Source organism: Thermanaerothrix solaris, from assembly GCF_032334255.1.
Lineage (GTDB): Bacteria > Chloroflexota > Anaerolineae > Anaerolineales > Anaerolineaceae > Thermanaerothrix > Thermanaerothrix solaris.
The window spans coordinates 1-17,661 of the sequence record NZ_JAUHMF010000004.1; the positions used below are offsets into that span (position 1 = coordinate 1).

19 protein-coding genes are annotated in these 17,661 nt (G+C 64.0%); all 19 read left to right on the plus strand.

Going from position 1 to position 17,661, the window contains the following annotated elements; genetic code table 11:
* The first annotated feature begins 205 nt into the window (after positions 1 to 205).
* The gene (locus tag QYE77_RS14385) at positions 206 to 451 is read left to right on the plus strand and encodes a type II toxin-antitoxin system Phd/YefM family antitoxin (RefSeq protein ID WP_315626173.1); all 246 of its coding nucleotides are present in this window, start codon (positions 206 to 208) and stop codon (positions 449 to 451) included.
* Positions 448 to 867: a type II toxin-antitoxin system VapC family toxin gene (locus QYE77_RS14390; RefSeq protein ID WP_315626174.1), complete on the plus strand. Its 420-nt coding sequence runs from the start codon at positions 448 to 450 to the stop codon at positions 865 to 867. Before QYE77_RS14385 ends, QYE77_RS14390 begins: the two co-directional genes overlap by 4 nt.
* 1 nt (position 868) lies before the next feature.
* Positions 869 to 2,854: a WD40 repeat domain-containing protein gene (locus QYE77_RS14395; protein WP_315626175.1), complete on the plus strand. Its 1,986-nt coding sequence runs from the start codon at positions 869 to 871 to the stop codon at positions 2,852 to 2,854.
* 188 nt (positions 2,855 to 3,042) lie between these two features.
* Positions 3,043 to 3,786, plus strand: a complete 744-nt coding sequence (locus tag QYE77_RS14400) for a hypothetical protein (protein WP_315626176.1) — start codon at positions 3,043 to 3,045, stop codon at positions 3,784 to 3,786.
* 315 nt (positions 3,787 to 4,101) lie between these two features.
* A complete protein-coding gene (locus tag QYE77_RS14405) occupies positions 4,102 to 4,239 on the plus strand; it encodes a hypothetical protein (RefSeq protein WP_315626178.1) in 138 nt (45 codons plus the stop codon).
* Between the two features lie 19 nt (positions 4,240 to 4,258).
* A complete protein-coding gene (locus tag QYE77_RS14410) occupies positions 4,259 to 5,257 on the plus strand; it encodes a hypothetical protein (protein WP_315626179.1) in 999 nt (332 codons plus the stop codon).
* The gene (locus QYE77_RS14415; protein ID WP_315626180.1) at positions 5,254 to 8,772 is read left to right on the plus strand and encodes a serine-rich protein; all 3,519 of its coding nucleotides are present in this window, start codon (positions 5,254 to 5,256) and stop codon (positions 8,770 to 8,772) included. The genes QYE77_RS14410 and QYE77_RS14415 overlap by 4 nt, the downstream gene beginning before the upstream one ends.
* Entirely contained in the window at positions 8,769 to 8,954 is a 186-nt protein-coding gene (locus tag QYE77_RS14420; protein WP_315626181.1) for a hypothetical protein, read from the plus strand. The genes QYE77_RS14415 and QYE77_RS14420 overlap by 4 nt, the downstream gene beginning before the upstream one ends.
* 11 nt (positions 8,955 to 8,965) lie before the next feature.
* Complete coding sequence (locus QYE77_RS14425) at positions 8,966 to 9,253, plus strand: hypothetical protein (RefSeq protein WP_315626182.1); 288 nt, start codon at positions 8,966 to 8,968, stop codon at positions 9,251 to 9,253.
* Entirely contained in the window at positions 9,253 to 9,456 is a 204-nt protein-coding gene (locus QYE77_RS14430; protein ID WP_315626183.1) for a hypothetical protein, read from the plus strand. The genes QYE77_RS14425 and QYE77_RS14430 overlap by 1 nt, the downstream gene beginning before the upstream one ends.
* On the plus strand, positions 9,453 to 10,313 hold the full coding sequence (gene cpaB / locus QYE77_RS14435) for a Flp pilus assembly protein CpaB (RefSeq protein ID WP_315626185.1): 861 nt from the start codon (positions 9,453 to 9,455) through the stop codon (positions 10,311 to 10,313). Before QYE77_RS14430 ends, cpaB begins: the two co-directional genes overlap by 4 nt.
* A 12-nt stretch (positions 10,314 to 10,325) precedes the next feature.
* Positions 10,326 to 11,606, plus strand: a complete 1,281-nt coding sequence (locus QYE77_RS14440) for an AAA family ATPase (RefSeq protein WP_315626186.1) — start codon at positions 10,326 to 10,328, stop codon at positions 11,604 to 11,606.
* Positions 11,603 to 12,838 carry a CpaF family protein gene (locus QYE77_RS14445; RefSeq protein WP_315626187.1) on the plus strand — a complete coding sequence of 412 codons (1,236 nt, stop codon included), beginning with the start codon at positions 11,603 to 11,605 and terminating at the stop codon, positions 12,836 to 12,838. The genes QYE77_RS14440 and QYE77_RS14445 overlap by 4 nt, the downstream gene beginning before the upstream one ends.
* The gene (locus QYE77_RS14450; RefSeq protein ID WP_315626188.1) at positions 12,835 to 13,425 is read left to right on the plus strand and encodes a ClpP family protease; all 591 of its coding nucleotides are present in this window, start codon (positions 12,835 to 12,837) and stop codon (positions 13,423 to 13,425) included. Before QYE77_RS14445 ends, QYE77_RS14450 begins: the two co-directional genes overlap by 4 nt.
* On the plus strand, positions 13,422 to 14,345 hold the full coding sequence (locus QYE77_RS14455; RefSeq protein ID WP_315626189.1) for a hypothetical protein: 924 nt from the start codon (positions 13,422 to 13,424) through the stop codon (positions 14,343 to 14,345). Before QYE77_RS14450 ends, QYE77_RS14455 begins: the two co-directional genes overlap by 4 nt.
* Positions 14,346 to 14,446: 101 nt before the next feature.
* Positions 14,447 to 15,310 (plus strand): hypothetical protein, encoded by an 864-nt coding sequence (locus QYE77_RS14460; protein ID WP_315626190.1) that lies wholly within the window; start codon positions 14,447 to 14,449, stop codon positions 15,308 to 15,310.
* Between the two features lie 5 nt (positions 15,311 to 15,315).
* The gene (locus QYE77_RS14465) at positions 15,316 to 16,596 is read left to right on the plus strand and encodes a CAP domain-containing protein (RefSeq protein WP_315626191.1); all 1,281 of its coding nucleotides are present in this window, start codon (positions 15,316 to 15,318) and stop codon (positions 16,594 to 16,596) included.
* Positions 16,593 to 17,447 carry an N-acetylmuramoyl-L-alanine amidase gene (locus QYE77_RS14470; protein ID WP_315626192.1) on the plus strand — a complete coding sequence of 285 codons (855 nt, stop codon included), beginning with the start codon at positions 16,593 to 16,595 and terminating at the stop codon, positions 17,445 to 17,447. The genes QYE77_RS14465 and QYE77_RS14470 overlap by 4 nt, the downstream gene beginning before the upstream one ends.
* On the plus strand, positions 17,444 to 17,661 hold a 218-nt coding region (locus QYE77_RS14475), incomplete at its 3' end, for an A24 family peptidase (RefSeq protein ID WP_315626193.1). The genes QYE77_RS14470 and QYE77_RS14475, both read left to right, overlap by 4 nt.

The following is a 17,661-nucleotide window of genomic DNA, read 5'->3' on the forward strand; positions in this document are numbered from 1 at the left end:
CCGATCACGCGATACTGGATGGTGGAGCGCCTGAAAGCCATGGGCATCCCTGGGCGAGCCACCGATTTGCGCACGCTGGCACAGCAGGCAAAAGCGGGGGATTTGAGCCGGTTCTGGCTGGAGAAGTGGTAGATACCCTCTTGACAACAGTTGAATTTTGTTATATTGTAGTCTCAAAAGAGACTACTTAATTCAGGAGGCTGTCATGCCCGAATACGTAGGGATTCGAGTACTCAAAGCCAGAGCAGGAGAAATTGTTCGCAAGGTTCAACAGGGGATGCGCTACGTGGTATCCGTCCGCGGGCGTCCCGTTGCATTGATCATCCCCGTTGAGCCAGTCTCTGAAGCGCCAAAGCCGGATGCCTGGGATGCCCTCTATCGTGCAGGTGCTTTACTGGAGTGGAAAACTTCACGGACTACGGAAGAACTGCTGGATGAGGTGAGGGGATGAGTCCGGTAACGGTGGATGCCAGCGTGTGGATCAATGCTTTCCGTCCAGGGGAAGAGGGCAGCCAAGAGAGTTTGGCATTTCTGGAAAAAATACGCCAGACTCGTGAGCCGATGATCTCACCTACGCTGCTGCTTCCTGAATTGGCTGCAGTACTGGCAAGAGGCGGTGTAAAGCGCGAGCATGTCCTGTACTTTGTCCAGGGCGTCAAAGACCTGCCCCATCATGTATTCATTCCGCTGGACGAAACCACTGCCGAGGTTGCCGTTGACCTGGCAGAGCGATGTAAACTACGCGGAGCAGATGCCGTGTACAGTGCGGTAGCATTGCGCTTTGGTTCAATACTGGTTACACGAGATCGTGAACAACTGGAACGACTGAGAGGAGTAATTCAAGTCAATTTACCCAGCGAGGTGTGATTTGAATCGCATTCATTTTGTCTTCATTCCTCTCATCCTGTTGATTGCCACTGCGGGACTGGCGGCCTGTATACCCGCCGCATCCGAACCGACGGCCGAGACCACGCCAACGATCACGCCAAGCCCGACCGCTATTCCGACATCCACCCCAACCGCAGCGCCTACCGCAAGCCCTACGCCGACTTTCACCCCTACGCCTACGCCGGTGACCCTGCCCGTCACCAACGGCACGCCTATCCCCGATTTGCCGTATGAGGTGATCACGGCGGAGAACGTCCAGCGTTTGCGTGAGATTGCCCGTTACGGCTACCCCCGCCTGCTGGACAAGAACCCCTACCGCCTAACGGCAGACGGGAAGACGATTGTGGTGGGCACCACCCTGGGGCTGGAGTTCTACGATGCCCGCACACAGACGAAGACCGGCGGGTTTGAGGTGGAGTTCCTGCGAGACCTCGACCTGACCCCCGACGGGCAGTACCTGCTTACGTTGGCCGGCGAGGGTGTGCTGACGGTGTGGACGAGGGACGGTGAGAAGGTGCAGGCGTTTGACCTGCCGATTGGGGATGCCTGGGCATTGAAGTCCGTGGCTATTTCCCCGGATGGAAAACTGCTGGCAGTGCAGCGCAAGAAGGCGGACTGGCAGGAGACCGACAAGGTGGACGTGTACCGTGTGGCGGACGGCAGTCTGCTCGATACCGTGCGGGGGATGGGAGCGGTGTTTTCTCCTGACGGACGGTACCTGGCAACGCTCTTTGATGGCCTGCGGCTGTATCCGGTGGCGGAACTGGGCGAGGGCTGGGAGAAGCGTCTGCCAAAGCAGAGCCTGCCGTGGTGCGGGGTGATGGAGGGGAGTTGTGGGCTAGTATTCTCGCCCGATGGGACGCTGGCGGCGGTGGTGCGTGCTGGACAGGTGGACGTGTACCGCGTGGAAGACCGCAAGCTGGTGCGGCAGGTGAGTGGATGGGAGGCGGATCAGTACGCCCTGCCGCAGGTGCAGTTTGGGGTTGACGGTGGGCAGATGGTGATCACCACGCCTGCATTGTATGACGGTCAGGGAAATGTGCGGGTCAAGGCACAGGCGATCCTGGTGGACATTGCCAGCGGGGAGTGGGTGAGCAAGAACGAGGTCGAAGAGGGCTTTCCGTATCTGGATGGGGAGCAGGTGAGGACGTTCACTTGGAAGGCGGAAGGGGAGATTGGGGAGTTTCTCGACATTCAAGACGATGGAACTCTAGTACTGCGTCCAAATGACTGCGACGCGGTGTCTCAATCGCATTGTTACTCGGCCCAAAAAGTCTCTGGAAACAAGTGGGCTATGCTCAAAGATGGCGAGACGTTGTTTGAGGTCACTGTTCCAGAGGGGTACACCATCGGCAAAGACCCGAACGATGTTCTCGTGTTCAAGCACATAGCGGTTGTCCAGTGGACAAAATCTCCAGGAGGCAGTTTTTTTGCTGTTTTTGACCTCGAGGAGAAGCGAAAAATATTCTCTCAGCAAGGCTATGTGGTATCGTCTGCAACTACAGCCGATGGTGATTTGGTGAGCATCGGGTATCTTAACGGGACTTCGACGTTGTATGTGGTGTTGATGCGCGGCGCGCAATTCCAGTCGCTCCTGAAGTATCCAGAATTCAATTACCACACGATGGACGCAGATGGCGAGAAACTGTATTTGTTTGACGTTATGACCATAAAGGCCGTGAACTTGAAAACGAGGCAGACCAGCGAGGTGAAAACAGATTTTGTTATAAATGGCTACATATCGGCTACAGTCTCAAGCCGTCTGCTGGCAGTCAGCTCCTTCTTTCCGTCCTTTGAGCAAGTAGTAGGATTTTTGAACCCGGAAGACTTACATGTCGTATTCGCTTTTAGAATACCAGTGCGAAGGATCACTTTTTCACGCGACGAACGCTTATTTGTCACGCAGGGAATGGACGGTTTCATCCGTGTTTGGGGTGTGGTTGCTGAGGGGGCAAATGTAAGGTGATTGTAAGGCAAAAGTGACGTTAGGGAGCGCCGAACGCTGCTTGCGGGCGGCGCTCTTTTTTGTTACTATCCTGATCAGACGTGAACCCATAGCCCGACGTAGACGGGTGGTCAACGCTCTAAAAAGCGCCCACACCGGTTCGGGATGTGGGTTCTTTTCGTTAACGCCAGAACAAACGGAGGTAGGAGATGCGCAAACTGCTTTTTCTGTTCGTTCTCTTGCTGACCGGATGTGGGTTGATGGCTACCCCCACGCCGACTCGTACTCCCCGACCTACGGCTACGCCGACGGAGGCGCCACGGTACTACCCGACCGTAGAACCGGACCTGAGAGACCATCTGCTCAAGCAACTGCCAAAAGATTCTTTCCCGCACCGTTATTACGACTCGCCAGACGGGAACTATTTCATTGCCCGGATGGTATCCACAGGCAAGATGGAGACCATGCAAACTGGCGGTTGGACACTCGATGTCCTGTGGGTGTACGAGCGGAATACCAGCGTGGTTTTGTACCCCCTCGTGCTTGGCGTTTACGACGGACAAAGGTACACCCCCTACATGTTGGATTATGACGGCTCCAGTCTTGAAGGACGTTTCAGAGATCGTGACGAGTATTTAGAGTATCTGAAAGACAACAATTTTCTCGAAAGGGGACGCAAGATTTTTGCTCTTGTCCAGGGCGATTTTGTCAGCCGTACCGGGATTGATTGGGAAAAGTGCGGCGACAGTACTTTCTGCCAACTGGGAAAGTTCATGCAGGACACTTACGGACTGGATGAAAGCGTTACGTCTGGGATCGTCGGGATAAACTACCCCATTCCCGAAGGATGGGTGTTGGCGTGGCAGAGTGTACCATCAACCAAGCCGCGTCTTAGCCCTGATGAACCGCGACAACTTTCTGACAAGATTGATTTACCCGGAGGTGAACCATGACAATCAACTGGCGATTTATCCTGTCGAAGTGGTGGAAGGCGGCCCTCATGGGGTTGCTGATTGCTGTCGGTGTTGCTCTGTGGCCCCAGGCACAGTGCGCTGTGGCACAGACGTGCAACAGGCCTGCGGACAGGTGGTGCGGTGCAGGCAAGTGCTGCGATTACACAGGAGGAATGAAGTACGCAGAGTGCGCTGGTAGTAAAGTTTCCGAGTGGAAGAACTGGCCGTATCGCTGTAGTCCAGATTCTTCTGGCGACTGCAATGTCACGGATTGGATGGGCTGGCCTTATGGGACGCGAACGGTTGTGATCAACGGTGTTAGACGAACCCAAGCCTATATGCCGAATTGCATTGGACAAGGTGTTTGGGCTGATGTTGATTGTTGTGGTGGCGGTGGTGGTGGCTGCACGCCGCAGTATGCGCCGCCGACGATTGAGGACACCTACACGGTAGACCCGCCGTATCCGATTGTGTGGTCGCAGGAGCAGCCGCCGTATGGGGAAGCGTTGGGGATGACGATCAACGACATCAAAGCGCACGGTGGGGAGGACACGACCTGCGGGACGGGGCAGCGGGCGAACATCACCGGCATAACGATCAACCTGACGCTGACGCAGCGGACGCTGGACTGGATCTTCGGGGAGTTATCCCAGCGGTACATCAACGTGCGGCTGAAGGGGAGCTACCCGCAGTACCCGGAGGTGGCGGATATTGGCCATGCATACAGCCTCTGTTCCACCGGTACGGGGCTGGTGGGGTACAACACTCCCGACGCGGAGCTGGACTGTCGCTTCTTCCGCCCGCGCGATCCGGGGGAGTACGCCATCAACGTCACAGCGTGCCAGTCGGACGGGCAGTGCACGACCAGGACGCTGCCCGAGCCGGTGAAGGTGTGGCTGATGGAGAACATCCTGAGCGGGGCGTGGCGATGAGCGCGTGGTGGCTGCCTTTGGTGTGGCTGGCAAATGGCGTTCTGGGGCTGGTGTGGCTGACGGTGGAGCACCTGTGGGTGGTGTTGCTGGTGCCGGCGCTGGGGTATGCGGTGCTGGAGGCGCCGGAGAGCCAGCGCACCTGGACGCTGGCGGTGGCGGTGCTGTCCGTGGTGGCAGGGGTGATGGCGCCGTTTCCGGTGGCGTTCTTGATGCTGGTGATGACGGCCGGGGGGCTGGTGGCCAAGCGGCTGGAGCGGCTCAACCCGCAGAACACGCACTGGACGCTGGTGCGGGGGTTGGGGCTATACGGCCTGATCGCGCTGGGCTTTGTGGCGTACCGCACCTGGCTGCTCCCCGCCATGAGCGACCCGGCGTTGCAGCAGGGGCAGGTGTATCTCTCGGCGCTGGCCAGCATTGCGCTGTACCTGTTCCCGCTGGGGGTGCTGGCGCTGATGCTCCAGGGCTTGTTCGTGCATCCGCCGGTGCAGGGCGAGGCGGATGACCTCCTCTTCCGATATCGTTCGCGAGGGAAGCCATGATACGGGTAGTGGACAACGGACTGCACATCGAAGAGGGCGTGCTGCGGTACGCCTGGTTTCGGCTGGAGACGGCGGAAGGGGAGAAATACCGCTGTGTGGCGTTGCGGGAGTTGGCGAGCGTGCCGTATGACGTGCGGGAAGGGGTGGACACGCTGGGGCGGCAGTGGGCGGCCCTGCGTGGGCTGTATAACGCCGGGGTGGACTACGTGTACACGGCGCTGGGGATTTTCCACCCCGAGCATGTGGGGGTGGTGCAGCTGTACGGCGCGGCGGGGGAAGGGACGAACCGCGAGACGGCAGCGGGGATGGCGCTGGAAGGGCTGGCGGCGGTGGAGGCGGCGCTGGCGAACTTTCCGCAATCGCAAACGCGGCCGCCGGACTTGCGCTGGATCGAATGGTATCTGGAGTTCGTGACCAAACGGGCGAAGAACGTGCTTGCGCTCTTGGGACACCCCGACCCGCGGGCATCGAAGCGCGGATTGGGGGCAGACGGGAAACTGCCGGACTACGCCGAGGACGACCTGGCGGAGGAGCAGAACGAGATCCTGTTTCGGGGATTGGCGAAACTGCGGCAGGATTTCGTGTTTCAGGTGACGGCGGCGCACGTGGATCGGAGGCGGTTGTCGCGGGCGCTGGTGGACGTGGCGCGGGTGGCAAGCAATTTTGCTTCCCGACGGCGGGGGAGCGTGAACATCGGCTTTTCGCTGGGCGTGCCATTGTTGGCGGCGTTGGGGCAGGCGGTGAGCGGAGGACAGGGCGGGACGCAGGCGGTGGCGCACAGCACGGCGCAGGGGGTGACGCAGGGCTGGGGGGAGGCGCATTCGGACAGTCACGCGGTAGGGAGGAGCGAAGCCTGGACGAGCGGGGGGAGCGAAACGCACATGGTGGGCGTGAGCCAGGCGCAGGCGGAGAGCGAAGGGCAGGGATACACCCGCTCGAGCGCCGACACGCAGTCGTGGGCGCACACGGTGAGCCACAGCGTGACCGAGAGCACGGCCGTTTCGCACAGCCAGGGGAGCGGCAGCAGCTGGATGAGCGGGGGTGGGGTGATGCAGGGGGTGAGCGGGGGGAGCACCCTGACGCACAGCGTGAGCGACGGGACGGCGAGCTCGAGCGCGGTGGCGCATGGGGTGAGCCAGAGCGAGGCGCTCTCACACGGCGGGAGTCTGAGCACGGGATACACGGCGGACGCGAAGATCCTGGGCGTGGGCATCGGCGGTGGGCAGACGGTGAGCGAGACGGTTGGGCTGACGCAGACAAGCGGGAACACGCTCACGACCACGAGCGGGGTGACGCAGAGCCACACCAGCGGGTGGAGCGCCGGGGAGAGCAGCGGGTGGAATGCGGGGGTCAGTCAGACGTGGGCGAGCGGTGGTTCGACGTTCGAGAGCACGACCACAACGAGCGGGCATGCCGAGACGCACGGGACGGCGGACACCACGGGCGGCGCGCACACGGAGGGGGAAGCGTGGAGCGTGACGCGCGGGAGCAGTCAGGTGAGCGGGCAAAACGAGGGCTGGGCGGTGAGCCGCATGTGGGCGCACACGAGCGGCAGGAGCGAATCGTGGGGGACGACCGAGACGAAAAGCGTGCAGCACGGGCGCAGTTACGCCGAGGGGGAGAGCTTGGGGCAGGGCGTATCGCGGATGAGCGGGCAGGCCTTCACCGGCGGCTTTTCGACCGGGCTGGTGCCGGGGGTGAACGTGGGGCGGTCGTGGCAGACGGAGGACGACGTGGCGGAGCGCCTCACGGAACTCCTGCGGCAGTTCGAGGGGCTGGTGAACCAGGCGGCGGCAGAAGGCGGCTTCATGACGGACGCGCTGCTGCTGGTGGACACGGACGAAGGTGCCAGAGCGGGGGAGACGCTGGCGAGCCAGGCGTTCCACGGGACGAACGTGCCGACGCCGGTGCTGACGGTGCGGGTGGACGACCCGAAGATCCGCGAGTATGCGCTGTCGTTCACGCCCTGCGGTGAGCATGATGGCGACCTGTTCGGTGGAATTTTATGGACGAAGTACGGGACATTGCTCACGGCGGGGCAGCTGGCGGCGTATACCGCGCCGGGGCTGGTGGAGGAGAGCACCGCGGTGGTGACGATAGCGCCGACGCCCAAGGGGTTGACCTTCTACCCGGACATGCCGGGGGACGTGGTGCTGGGGCACCAGTACAGCCCGCTGACGCGCGACCTGACGCGGGCGCAGGTGCGGCTGGATGCGGAGCGGCTGTTTCATACCCTGTTCGCCGCGGATACCGGGTACGGCAAATCGGTGGCGGCGATGCGCCTGGCGTATGAGACGACGGTCAAGTGGCACCTGCGGACGGTGGTGCTGGACTTCGGCGCAGGCTGGCGCAGTCTGCTGAACGCCCCGGGGCTGGAGGGGCACGTGGACATCCGCCAGTTGTGGCCGACGGCGGCGCGACCCCTGCGCTGGAACCCGCTGCAGATCGGGCGGAACATCAACCCGGAGACGCAGTGGCGGGCGTTTGCGGACATCTTCGGCAGTGTGGCGCGGCTGGGGGTGAAGCGGCAGAAGCAGGAACTGCTGGATGCGCTGCGGGCGGTGTATCTGCAAGCCGGGGTGCTGGTGGACGACCGTGAAGTGCGGGGAGATGCGCTGTGGGGGTTCGTCCAACCCGAAGAGGCGGACATTGCCGAAGCGCCTGCGGGGACGCCGCTGGGCGACCTGACGATCATCCAGCGGCAGCGGCTGGCGGTGTACCGTTCGAGCAAGGTGGATTTGTCCACCCTGTATCGTCAGGTGGAGGATAAACTCTCACGGGTGAACCCGCGGGACACGATGCTGACGGGGGTGCTGGAAGGGATACTGTACCGCATGAACGCGCTGGTGCAGGGGGCAGCGGCGGCGCAGTTTGCGGCGGGTGCGGATTGCGTGCCGATGGAAGACCTGGCCAAGCCCTGGGGGGTGGCGATCATCGAGGGGGGCATGTTCCTGGACGACTTCGGCAAGGCATTTCTCCTGGGCTGGGCGGGGTGGCACCTGTACACGGACATGGTGGCGCGGCGGGTGCATGAGGTCAACACGGATGAGCCGATATTGCAGATTTTCTTCGAGGAGGCCAACAAGATATTTGCCGGGGTGGACGCCGGAAGTGGGGATGACGAGAGCGGCGGGGTGAGTTTGAGCCAGCGCTTTGGGGACATGTTCCGCGACGCGCGCAAGTACAAGGCGCGGCTGCACGTGATCACGCAGGCGCCGAGTTTGATACCACAGGACATCATCAGCAGTTGCAACAACCTGGTGGTGGGGTTTCTGAAGAACCCGAAGGACAAGGACATCGTGCTGTCGGCGATTGCGCGCAGCGAAAAAGGCTTCGTGGACGAACCCTGGCGGCGCTTCCTGGCGGACTTGCAGATCGGGATGTTCCTGGGGCGGTTTCCGTATGCCCACAGCCGGGAGCTGCAGCAGCCGTTTCTGTTCCGCCCGCTGGCGGTGGTGGCGCCGGAGCCGACGGACGAGGAAATTGCGCAGAAGTTGGGGAGGATTACGCTGTGAGATGGAAACGACGTGTTCGCAATGATGATGACAAAACGCTGCCGTTGTCTGAGTTGGAACGGGAGTTTGAATGGCCCGAGCGGGCAGGGGCAGCGGAGTGGACGCTGGTGGGGTTGGCGGTGATCACCATTGGGGTCACGCTGCTTGTCGTGGTTTTGGCTTTTCTTGGAGGTGGCGGATGAGGCAATGGGGAATGTGGCTGCTGCTGGTGGGTGTAGCGGTGGGGTTGCTGATAGCGGTTGAACTGCTGGGAAACGAACCACCGGCGGGGGTGAGCGATCCGGTGCGCCTGACCACCCGCACCCCGACGGTGACGCGCACGGTGGGGTGGTGGACGGAGGTAGCCACCTGGACGCCGACGCCAGAGTATGAGGTGGCGATCACGCCGAGCGTCACGCCCCTGGCCAGCGGAACACCGACGCCGCAGTTGCCGACGGTGGTGCTGCCGACGTTGAAACCGACCTGGACAAGGAGACCGTGATGATGACCGAAGCAGAATTGGAGCAGATACTCCATCGTTTACGCGAACGCCATTTGTTCGACGAGGTGTTCGTGCTCATCGTCGAGCGCGAGAAGGGCGAATTGAAACTGCTGGACTACGGGATGAAGGAGATTGGCGACCTGGCGGCCTGGATTGCCGTGCAGAAAGAAAAACATCAACATACGGAAGGAGAAAGCGCATGAAGAAGTTTTTGCCCATTGTCTTAGCGATGGTTGTGTTTGCGGTGGCGCTGGCTTTGAACCGGCCCGAACCGCAGGTGGCGGTGGTGGTGGCGGCAGCAGACCTGCCCGAAGGGCGGGTGCTGGCGGAAAGCGACCTGGCTACGAAAGAGATGCCCAAAAGCCTTGCTCCAGACGGCGCGGTGAGCGAGGTGCAGAGCCTGGTGGGGCAGAGGCTGCGGGTGGCGCGTAGCGCTGGAGACCCGATCCTGCCTGCGCACCTGGGTGGTGAGGTGCTGGAACTCCGGCCCAACGAGCGGGCGGTGGCCCTGCAGGTGAGCGCCGCGCAGGGGCTGGCAGGACTGCTCAAGCCCGGCGACCGGGTTGGGCTGACGGTCATCGTCAACAGCGGGCAGCAGACCTTTGCCAAGTACCTGGTGGGAGGCCTGCGGGTGCTGTGGGTGGATCCGGCGTTCAAGCGCGATTCCGGGATGGTCCCGCAAACCACGCCATCCGGCGGTGGACTGTTCGGGGGCGGCTCTCCCGCAGCGGCGGCGGATGTCGAAGGGGCAGCCCGCGGGCTGGTGGTGCTGGCCATCCCAACCGACATGAAGGTGGTGCCGTATGCCTTTGCCGCCGGTTTTGGCGCGGAGAACATTGAGCAGCCGCTGTACCTGCTGGACGTGCTGCCGGCGCTGACGACCCAGGGGGCGCAGTTCGGGCTGGTGCTGGAGCCGGAGAAGGCGCAGGAGGCGCAGACCAGCGGCCTTGCCCTGCAAAGCCTGGTCATCACCCCCGGGCCCACGATGACCCCAACCCCCACGGGACAGGCGGCAGCGGTGGAGGTGCAGGGCACCCCGGAACCGACAAAGAAGCCGTAAAGGAGGTGTGGAATGTGGAACGCGAATAACCTGGTGCAGTCGGCGGATGCGGTGACGGTGCTGCTGGCGGGGTCCATTCCGCGCCTGCAAGCCTGGTACACGGCGCTGGCGGCGGATGCGCGCTTTCGGGTGGCGATGCAGGCCGGCGACCCGCAGGACTTGCGCAGCAAACTGGTGACCAACCCGGACGTGCTGGTGCTGGATGCGGGGATCTACCCGGGCCCGCAGCCGCTGATCGAAGACCTCACGCGCTACCACGGTGCGGCGTATGTCCTGCTGCCGATGGAAGCCAGCCGTGAAGCCATGGACGGCGTGGCGCAGATCCCCTGCGTGAAGGGGGTGTACAAGGGGGAGATCAACCTGGTGGCGATAGCCGGGGAGATGTATGCGGCGGCCACGGCGCAGCGGCAAGCGCGGCTGAATGCGGGCATGGAGGCATTGTGGAACCGTCCGCAGACGGCGGGCGGTGGTCAGCCGCTGGGCTTGCGGGTGGTGGCGGTGTGGAACCAGGCGGGCGGGGTGGGCAAGACCACCGTTGCCACGAACCTGGCGTATGAAGCGGCGCGGCGGGGGTTGCCCACGCTGCTGGTGGGGATGGGTGCGCCGGACGACCTGCCGCTGATCCTGGGGCTGAAGCCCGAACCGAACCTGAACCACTGGCGGGCGAATCCCACGGCGGAAGGGCTGAAGCTGGCGCTGCAGAAGGTGGACACGCTGGACGTGCTGGCAGGCTTCCCGGACGTGCTCTCGGAAGCGCGAGCGATTACCACGCCGTTGGATGCGCCGGAGAGCATCCCGAAGCTGGTGCTGACGGCGGCGTACATGGGCTACGCGGTGATCGTGCTGGATGCGCCGCCGACGGCGCTGGCGAGCGCAGCCCTGGCGGCTGCCAACACGCTGGTGCTGGTGGCGCGTCCCAGCCTGGAGGGGGTGATGCGCACGGTGGAAGCCTATCGGACGGTGGTGGAGCGGCTGGCAGGCGAGCACCACATTCCCGCCAGTGGGGTGTACGTGGCGCTGAACCGCATGGGCGGGCGGATGAGCCTGGACGAGTGGCACAAAGCGGCGTCGGCGCTGCTCGGCCGACCCTTCCCGCCGGTGGTGGCGCAGATCCCGGATGAGCCGAAGGTGGGGGAGGCGCAGGACGGGCGCAAGCTGCCGCTGAACGTGAGCGAGGCCTTTGCGCGGGGCTTGAAGCCGCTGGCGGATGCGCTGTTCTCGCCGCAGGGAGCGCAGGCGCCGCAGAACGGCAAAAAGCAGATCACGTTGTTCGGGGTGAGGGTGACGCTATGAGCTGGCTGGAGCTTTTGGCGCAGACCACGCCGGAACAGGAAGCCAGAATTGTGGAAGTGGCGGCGGGGGAATTGAAGAACCTGCCGCTGGCGGTCCTGCGTGATCGGCAGCAGTTGCAGGCGCGGGCGCAGGCAGCGGTGGCGAGTGCGGCGTCGCGGCTGGGGGTCTTGCTCACGCCGCAGCTCCTGGCGGCGCTGGCCAGGAGCGTGGCGGCGCGGATTGGGGGCTTGGGCGCATTCGACGAGCTACTGCCGCCGAACCGCACCGATTTGAGCGAAATCGTCCTCAACCCGGACGGGACGATTTGGATATTGCGCAAGGGCGAGCGGTATTTCGAGAAATATCACCGCCAACCCGGGTTGGACGAGGTGTGGCGGAGTGTGGAAGCGCTGCTGGCGCCGATTGGGCGGGCGATCTCGGAAGCCCAGCCCTCGGTGGACGCCAAACTGCCGCGGATGGAAGGGATGGGCGGCGCGCGGGTGAAGATTGTGCACCCGGTGCTGGCGCCGGGGCTGGGGTATCCGGCGGTGAACATTCGTTTGTTCGAGCCGCGGCCGGTGCCGCCGGAGCAGATTGTGGCGTGGGAGACGTGTCCGCCGGCGGTGATGGACGCCCTGCTGGAAGCGGTGGCGGGGGGCTTGCGGGTTTTGGTGATCGGCGGGACGGCGACGGGCAAGACCACGTTTCTCTCGGCGCTGGCGCACGGGATACCGAAAGAAGCGCGGGTGGTGAAGATCGAAGACCCGGAGGAAATCTGGCTGCCGCATCCCAATGTGGTGACGCTGGAAGCGCGTCCGCGTGTGGTGGGCAGCGACGTGCCGGGGTATTCCCTCTCGGACGGGGTGGACGATGCGCTGCGCATGGCGCCGAACTGGCTGATCGTGGGCGAGGTGCGCACCGGGACGGCGGCGCTGTCGCTCTTTCGGGCGCAGATGTCGGATCACCCGGGGTTATCCACCCTGCACGCGGAGGGGCCTGAAGCGGCGGTGCACCGCCTGTGTGTGCTGATGTGGGCGGACGCGCAGGTGCGGATTGAGGCGGCCAAGGAGATGTTCGCCATGGCGGTGGACGTGGTGGTGCAGGTGGGCTGGAAGGACGGGCGGCGGCAGGTGCTGGGGGTGTGGGAGGTGAACCCTGAACTCAAAGCGGGGAACGTCACCTTCAGGAGGTTGTATCAGGCGGGTGAGGCGCAGATGGCGGAGATCACCCGCAGACGAGGAGGGGAGGGATGAGGCGAGAGCGCTGGGTGCAGTTCTTTGCGCCGGTGAACGGCGAGAGTTTTGGGCTTTTGGTGAACCTCCTGCAGAGCGCCGTGCAGGACGGGACGGAGCGCGTGCACCTGCTGCTGTCCACACCCGGCGGCACGGTGTCCTATGGACTGACGCTGTATGCGTTGCTGCGTGGGCTGCCCATTGAGGTATGGACATACAACGTCGGGCAGGTGGATTCGATAGGAGTGGTGGTGTACTGCGCCGGGAAGCGGCGGCTGGCGGCGCCGCAGACGCGGTTTTTGCTGCACGGCATTCGCACGCCGCTGGAGAAAGGCGTGTACACCACCGAACAGTTGCGGGAGATTGTCGGCGAGATGGAGACCGATCAGCGCAATATCTGCCGGGTGCTTTCCGAGGCTACCGGGCAAGCGCTGGAAAAAGTGGAGCGAGACCTGTTTCGCGCCCTGACGCTGCTCCCCGAACAGGCCAGGGAATATCGGCTGGTGGACGAGATCGTCACGGAGATCGTCCCTGCGCAGGTATCCCTGACCACCATTTTCATCCAAAACGAGAGACAAAACGAGAGGATGTACGTGGAGGAGACATGACCGGGGTGATAGCACAAATCCTCATGGCGCTGTCGCTGGCGGCGTTGGCCTACTACGCCTTCGAAGCGCTGGCGCAGAAGCGCGGGCGGGCGGCAAAAACGCTGGCGGACTACTACCAGCCGCTCAGTCCGCAGGAAGAGAAGCCGGTGCGCACGGGGTCGTTCGAGCACAAGGTGCGCCTGGCGGGGATGCAGTACCGCCTGAACGTGGTGGGCAAAGAGAAGGCGTACTACTACGGCGCGATGGCGGTGGTTGGGCTGGTTGCACTTGTCGTGCTGGTCTTTCTGGGTGTGCCCCTGCCGCTGTATCTGCTCGTGCCGGTGCTGGGCTGGGTGGTGGTAAGCGGGCAGGTCAACGGGGCGTGGAGCAAGATGCGCCTGGCGCTGGAGAAGGAACTGCCCACGTTTCTCTTGCGCATGAGCGCGACGATCCAGGCCACGCCCAACGTCCCGGAGGCGGTGGCGGACGTGACCGCGTCGCTCGATCCGGCGGGGCCGCTGCAGGCGTGGCTGAAGCGGCTGCTGTCGGCGATGCAGACCGGCGGGCGCAAGGGGCTGGAGGAAATGCGTGAGGAAGCCGCCGCCATCTCGCCGTCCCTGATGCTGGCGGTGATGGAGTTGGAGCGGTTGTGGGAGACCGGCGGGAGCGGGTACGTGGAGGCGTTTCGGCTGGCGAGCGAGAATCTCGCGTCCATCCTGGAAGGGCGCGCCATGGCGGCGGCGAAGGCGGATGGGGCGTGGGGGACGATACGGATCATCCTGCTGGCGCTGGGCGGATCGCTGGTGGTGGCCATGTCCTCGAGTGCGGGCGGGGGGCTGTTTAACACCCCGACGGTGCAGATTGGGTTGCTGGTGGCGCTCGCGTGGGCGGCGCTGGGGTGGAACGTGATCGGCGACATGATTCGGGAGGTGATGGAATGAGCGAGGCAGTGAGATTTCTGCTTTTGGGGCTTTCGGTTGGCTTTGCCCTGGGGTATGCCTTCGAGACGCTGCGGGACTTCTTCATGGAGCGGAGGTGAGGGATGGAAATCAGTACGTGGTTGTTTCCGCTGTCGCTTGCCCTGCTGGTGTGGGGCGTGGTGGCGAACCTGCCGCTGGGACGGGGACGGGCGAGCAAAGCCCTGAGCGACTACTACGCCGAGCGCACGGAGAAGAAGACCCGGCAGGAAGAGATCGGGGAGGTAGTTGCGGGCAAACTGCTCTCGGTGAAGGTGTGGGAAGATCATCTGCGCTGGGCGCGGCGCGGCGGGCAGTACCTGGGGCAGTCCCTCGGCGGGGTGGTGTTCCAGGGCTTGCTGTTTGCGGGACTGGCGGCGCTAGTGATCCTGGTCAACCCGGCGCCGGTGTCCTTCCTGCTGCCGGTGGGGGCGTTTGCCTACCCGCTGGTGCGGCTGCGCAGCAAGGCGAACACGGTGCGCAAGCGGGTGTTCCGCACCCTGCCGGAGACGGCGGCGCTGATTGCCGCCGAACTGGCGGCGGGGACGGCGCCGGACGTAGCGGTGGCGAGAGCGGCGGCGATACCGGGGCCGCTTTCTGTGCTACTGCGGGAAGCGGTGGAGATGAGCCGCGGGACGGGCAAACCGCTCTTTTCGCGCAAACCGATTGGTGGGACGCTGGTGGAAGTGATGGGAGCCAGCGGCATTCCGGCGCTGCATGCCTTTGGCAGCCAGTTGGATTTGGTGGCCGGCAAGGGTGTGGCGGGGGCAGCCTTGATGGCGGAGATTGCCCGCGCGTTGGGACAGGAATACCGCGCCAGACTCCAGAGCGAGGTGGAGAAGCTGGACAGCCGCCTGGTGCTGGTGGTGGCGCTGTTCTTCTTCGTGCCGTTCGTGGCGCTGCTGCTGGTGGCGGCGCTGGGGCCGGTGTTGGCGATTTTTGCGGAGTAGGTAGGATGAAAGGGAAAAAGTTACTATTCTGGGTAGGAATCATCTGCCTGTTGATGATGTCGGTTGGTGTGGCTCACGCCCAATCGCTGCCGTGGGTGGAGGTGTGGGTCGCGGTGCGGGACGGGCAGACGGGAGCGGTGATAGCGGACGCGCAGGTGGAAATCCCGCAGTGCGCGACCCTTCCCGCCGATTCCTGCACCCGCTACGGGGTGTGGGACGGGACACGGCAGGTCTACCTGCTCAAGGTACCGCGGCTGGAAGCGTATGAGGTGGTGGTCAGCCGCAGCGGGTATGCTGCGGAGGTGCGCAGCGGCACGGCGGTTGACCCGGTGACGACCTGGGAGGTGCGGCTGTATCCGGCGTCTGCGCCGCTGCGACCGCGGGTGTTTCTGCCGCTGATCCTGCAGGCGGGGAGCACGCCCCCGCCGGTGTACAACCCGACGGCGGCGGTGGCACGGCTGAACTGGTGGCGGCAGTATGTGGGGTCTGCGCCGAGGGTGGAGGGCAACCTTGAACTGCACTCGAACTGCCGTGCCCATGCCCGCTGGATGGTGAACCTGCAGACGGCGGCGCATACCGAAGACCCTGGCCTGCCCGGGTACACCACGGAGGGGGATTTCTGCGGCCAGGCGGCGAACATCGGCTTTGGGGTGGACGTCTTCCCGAGCGATGAGCAGGCGGTGGATGCACTGATGGCCTCGCCGTTCCATGCGCTTTTGGCGCTGGATCGGCGGCTGGTGGAAGTGGGCTTTGGGAGCGCGCGGCTGGATACCGCCTGGTCGGGGAGTTACTACGGGGTGGCTTTGGACGTCTTCCACGGGCTGGACTACGGGCGCAACGTGAGTTATCCCTGGACGTTTCCGGGCAACGGCCGACCGCTGCCGCTGCTGGCGTATGACGGGCGGGGCGAGCCGAACCCGCTGACGGCCTGTCCGGGGTATACGCCGCCGACGGGGCCGGTGTTGATCGCCGCTTTTGGCGAGGGAGAGGTACAGGTGGCGGAGAGCTCGCTTCTGGATGGCAGTACGGCGTTGGCGCACTGTGTGGTGACGGCGGGAAACTACATCAACCCCAATCCGAGCTTGCAGCAGCAGGGACGGACGGCGCTGTGGGCGCAGGGGGCGGTGATGATCATCCCGCGTCAGCCGCTGGCGCCGGGCAAGGTCTACGTTCTGCGGGTGCGCACCACGGACAACCGTCTGGCGGTGGCGTATCTGTCGGCGCCGCCAAATGAAATGCTGGGGCAGGCGCTCAATCCGGTGTGGATGCAGGTGCTGAAGCCGTGAGGATCGAGATTGTCTCGCCGGTGAGATTTGCCGCGTTTCTGGCAGGGCTGACCCTGCTTTTGGTGGGCGGGGTGTGGGGGTCGGTGCACGTCCCCGCTGCCGCAGGACAGGCGCAGGGGGATGCAGAGCCTGTTCTGACGGTGTGGCCAACGCCCACACCCCTGCCGACCGAGACGCCGAGGCCACTGCCGACGGTGACCTCGACGCCCAGGCCGGACAACGTCACGGTGTATCTGGAAGGATGCGCGAAGCGGAAAGCGGCATCGTTCCAGGCCGACTACGCCGAGGCCTACGTCTTACCCTCTTGCAACCACGGTGGGGAGAACGTTCCGCAGGCGGTGGTGGTGCACGCGACCGAGGGGGAACTGGCGGGGGCGCTGGCGCACCTGCGTGACCCCGACAGCCGGGTGAGCGCGCATTATGTGATTGATCGGGAGGGAAGGGTGTATCAGTTGGTGCCGGAGCGGGTGGTGGCGTCTCATGTAGCGTGCGGGGTGGAGGGGTGCGTCAAGTCCTGCCCGGCGTTCCTGTGCGGGGACGGGAAGCCGGAGACGAGAACGATTGGGATCGAACTGGTGAACCTGGGCAAAGTGCCGCCGGATTGGCAGGGCACGATTTACGAAGACTACGGGATGGCGTTTGGCTGGCGCTGGTGGGAGGACTACCCGGAAGCACAGCGGCAGGCGCTCAAGCGTCTGGTGGAGGACATTGCCCGGCGCTGGGGCTTCCCGGTGGACGGCGAGCATGTGCTGGGACACTACCGCGTGCAGGGCAAGCGCGACCCGGGTCCGGCGCTCAACCTGTTCTGGGAGCGCAATGGCAATCCGCCCAGGGAGGCGGTGTTCCCGTGAGCGTTTTGGTGATTCTGTGGCTCCTGGTCTGCGCACGGCACGACCTTCGCAATCGGGAGGTGCCGGACTGGCTGACGCTGCCTGCGGTTGGGCTGGCGCTGGTGTGGCGGATTGTGTATCCAGATGGCTGGCAGCCGTGGGCGCTGGCGGGGGTGAGCATCCTGCTCACCCTGGCGGGAGCATTGCCCGGCGGGGACATGAAGGGGCTGGTGGC

Coding starts and splice junctions, on each gene's coding strand:
- QYE77_RS14385 (WP_315626173.1), top strand. CDS start 206: ATGCCCGAATACGTAGGGATTCGAGTACTCAAAGCCAGAGCAGGAGAA.
- QYE77_RS14390 (WP_315626174.1), top strand. CDS start 448: ATGAGTCCGGTAACGGTGGATGCCAGCGTGTGGATCAATGCTTTCCGT.
- QYE77_RS14400 (WP_315626176.1), top strand. CDS start 3,043: ATGCGCAAACTGCTTTTTCTGTTCGTTCTCTTGCTGACCGGATGTGGG.
- QYE77_RS14415 (WP_315626180.1), top strand. CDS start 5,254: ATGATACGGGTAGTGGACAACGGACTGCACATCGAAGAGGGCGTGCTG.
- QYE77_RS14425 (WP_315626182.1), top strand. CDS start 8,966: ATGTGGCTGCTGCTGGTGGGTGTAGCGGTGGGGTTGCTGATAGCGGTT.
- QYE77_RS14430 (WP_315626183.1), top strand. CDS start 9,253: ATGATGACCGAAGCAGAATTGGAGCAGATACTCCATCGTTTACGCGAA.
- cpaB (WP_315626185.1), top strand. CDS start 9,453: ATGAAGAAGTTTTTGCCCATTGTCTTAGCGATGGTTGTGTTTGCGGTG.
- QYE77_RS14440 (WP_315626186.1), top strand. CDS start 10,326: ATGTGGAACGCGAATAACCTGGTGCAGTCGGCGGATGCGGTGACGGTG.
- QYE77_RS14445 (WP_315626187.1), top strand. CDS start 11,603: ATGAGCTGGCTGGAGCTTTTGGCGCAGACCACGCCGGAACAGGAAGCC.
- QYE77_RS14450 (WP_315626188.1), top strand. CDS start 12,835: ATGAGGCGAGAGCGCTGGGTGCAGTTCTTTGCGCCGGTGAACGGCGAG.
- QYE77_RS14455 (WP_315626189.1), top strand. CDS start 13,422: ATGACCGGGGTGATAGCACAAATCCTCATGGCGCTGTCGCTGGCGGCG.
- QYE77_RS14460 (WP_315626190.1), top strand. CDS start 14,447: ATGGAAATCAGTACGTGGTTGTTTCCGCTGTCGCTTGCCCTGCTGGTG.
- QYE77_RS14465 (WP_315626191.1), top strand. CDS start 15,316: ATGAAAGGGAAAAAGTTACTATTCTGGGTAGGAATCATCTGCCTGTTG.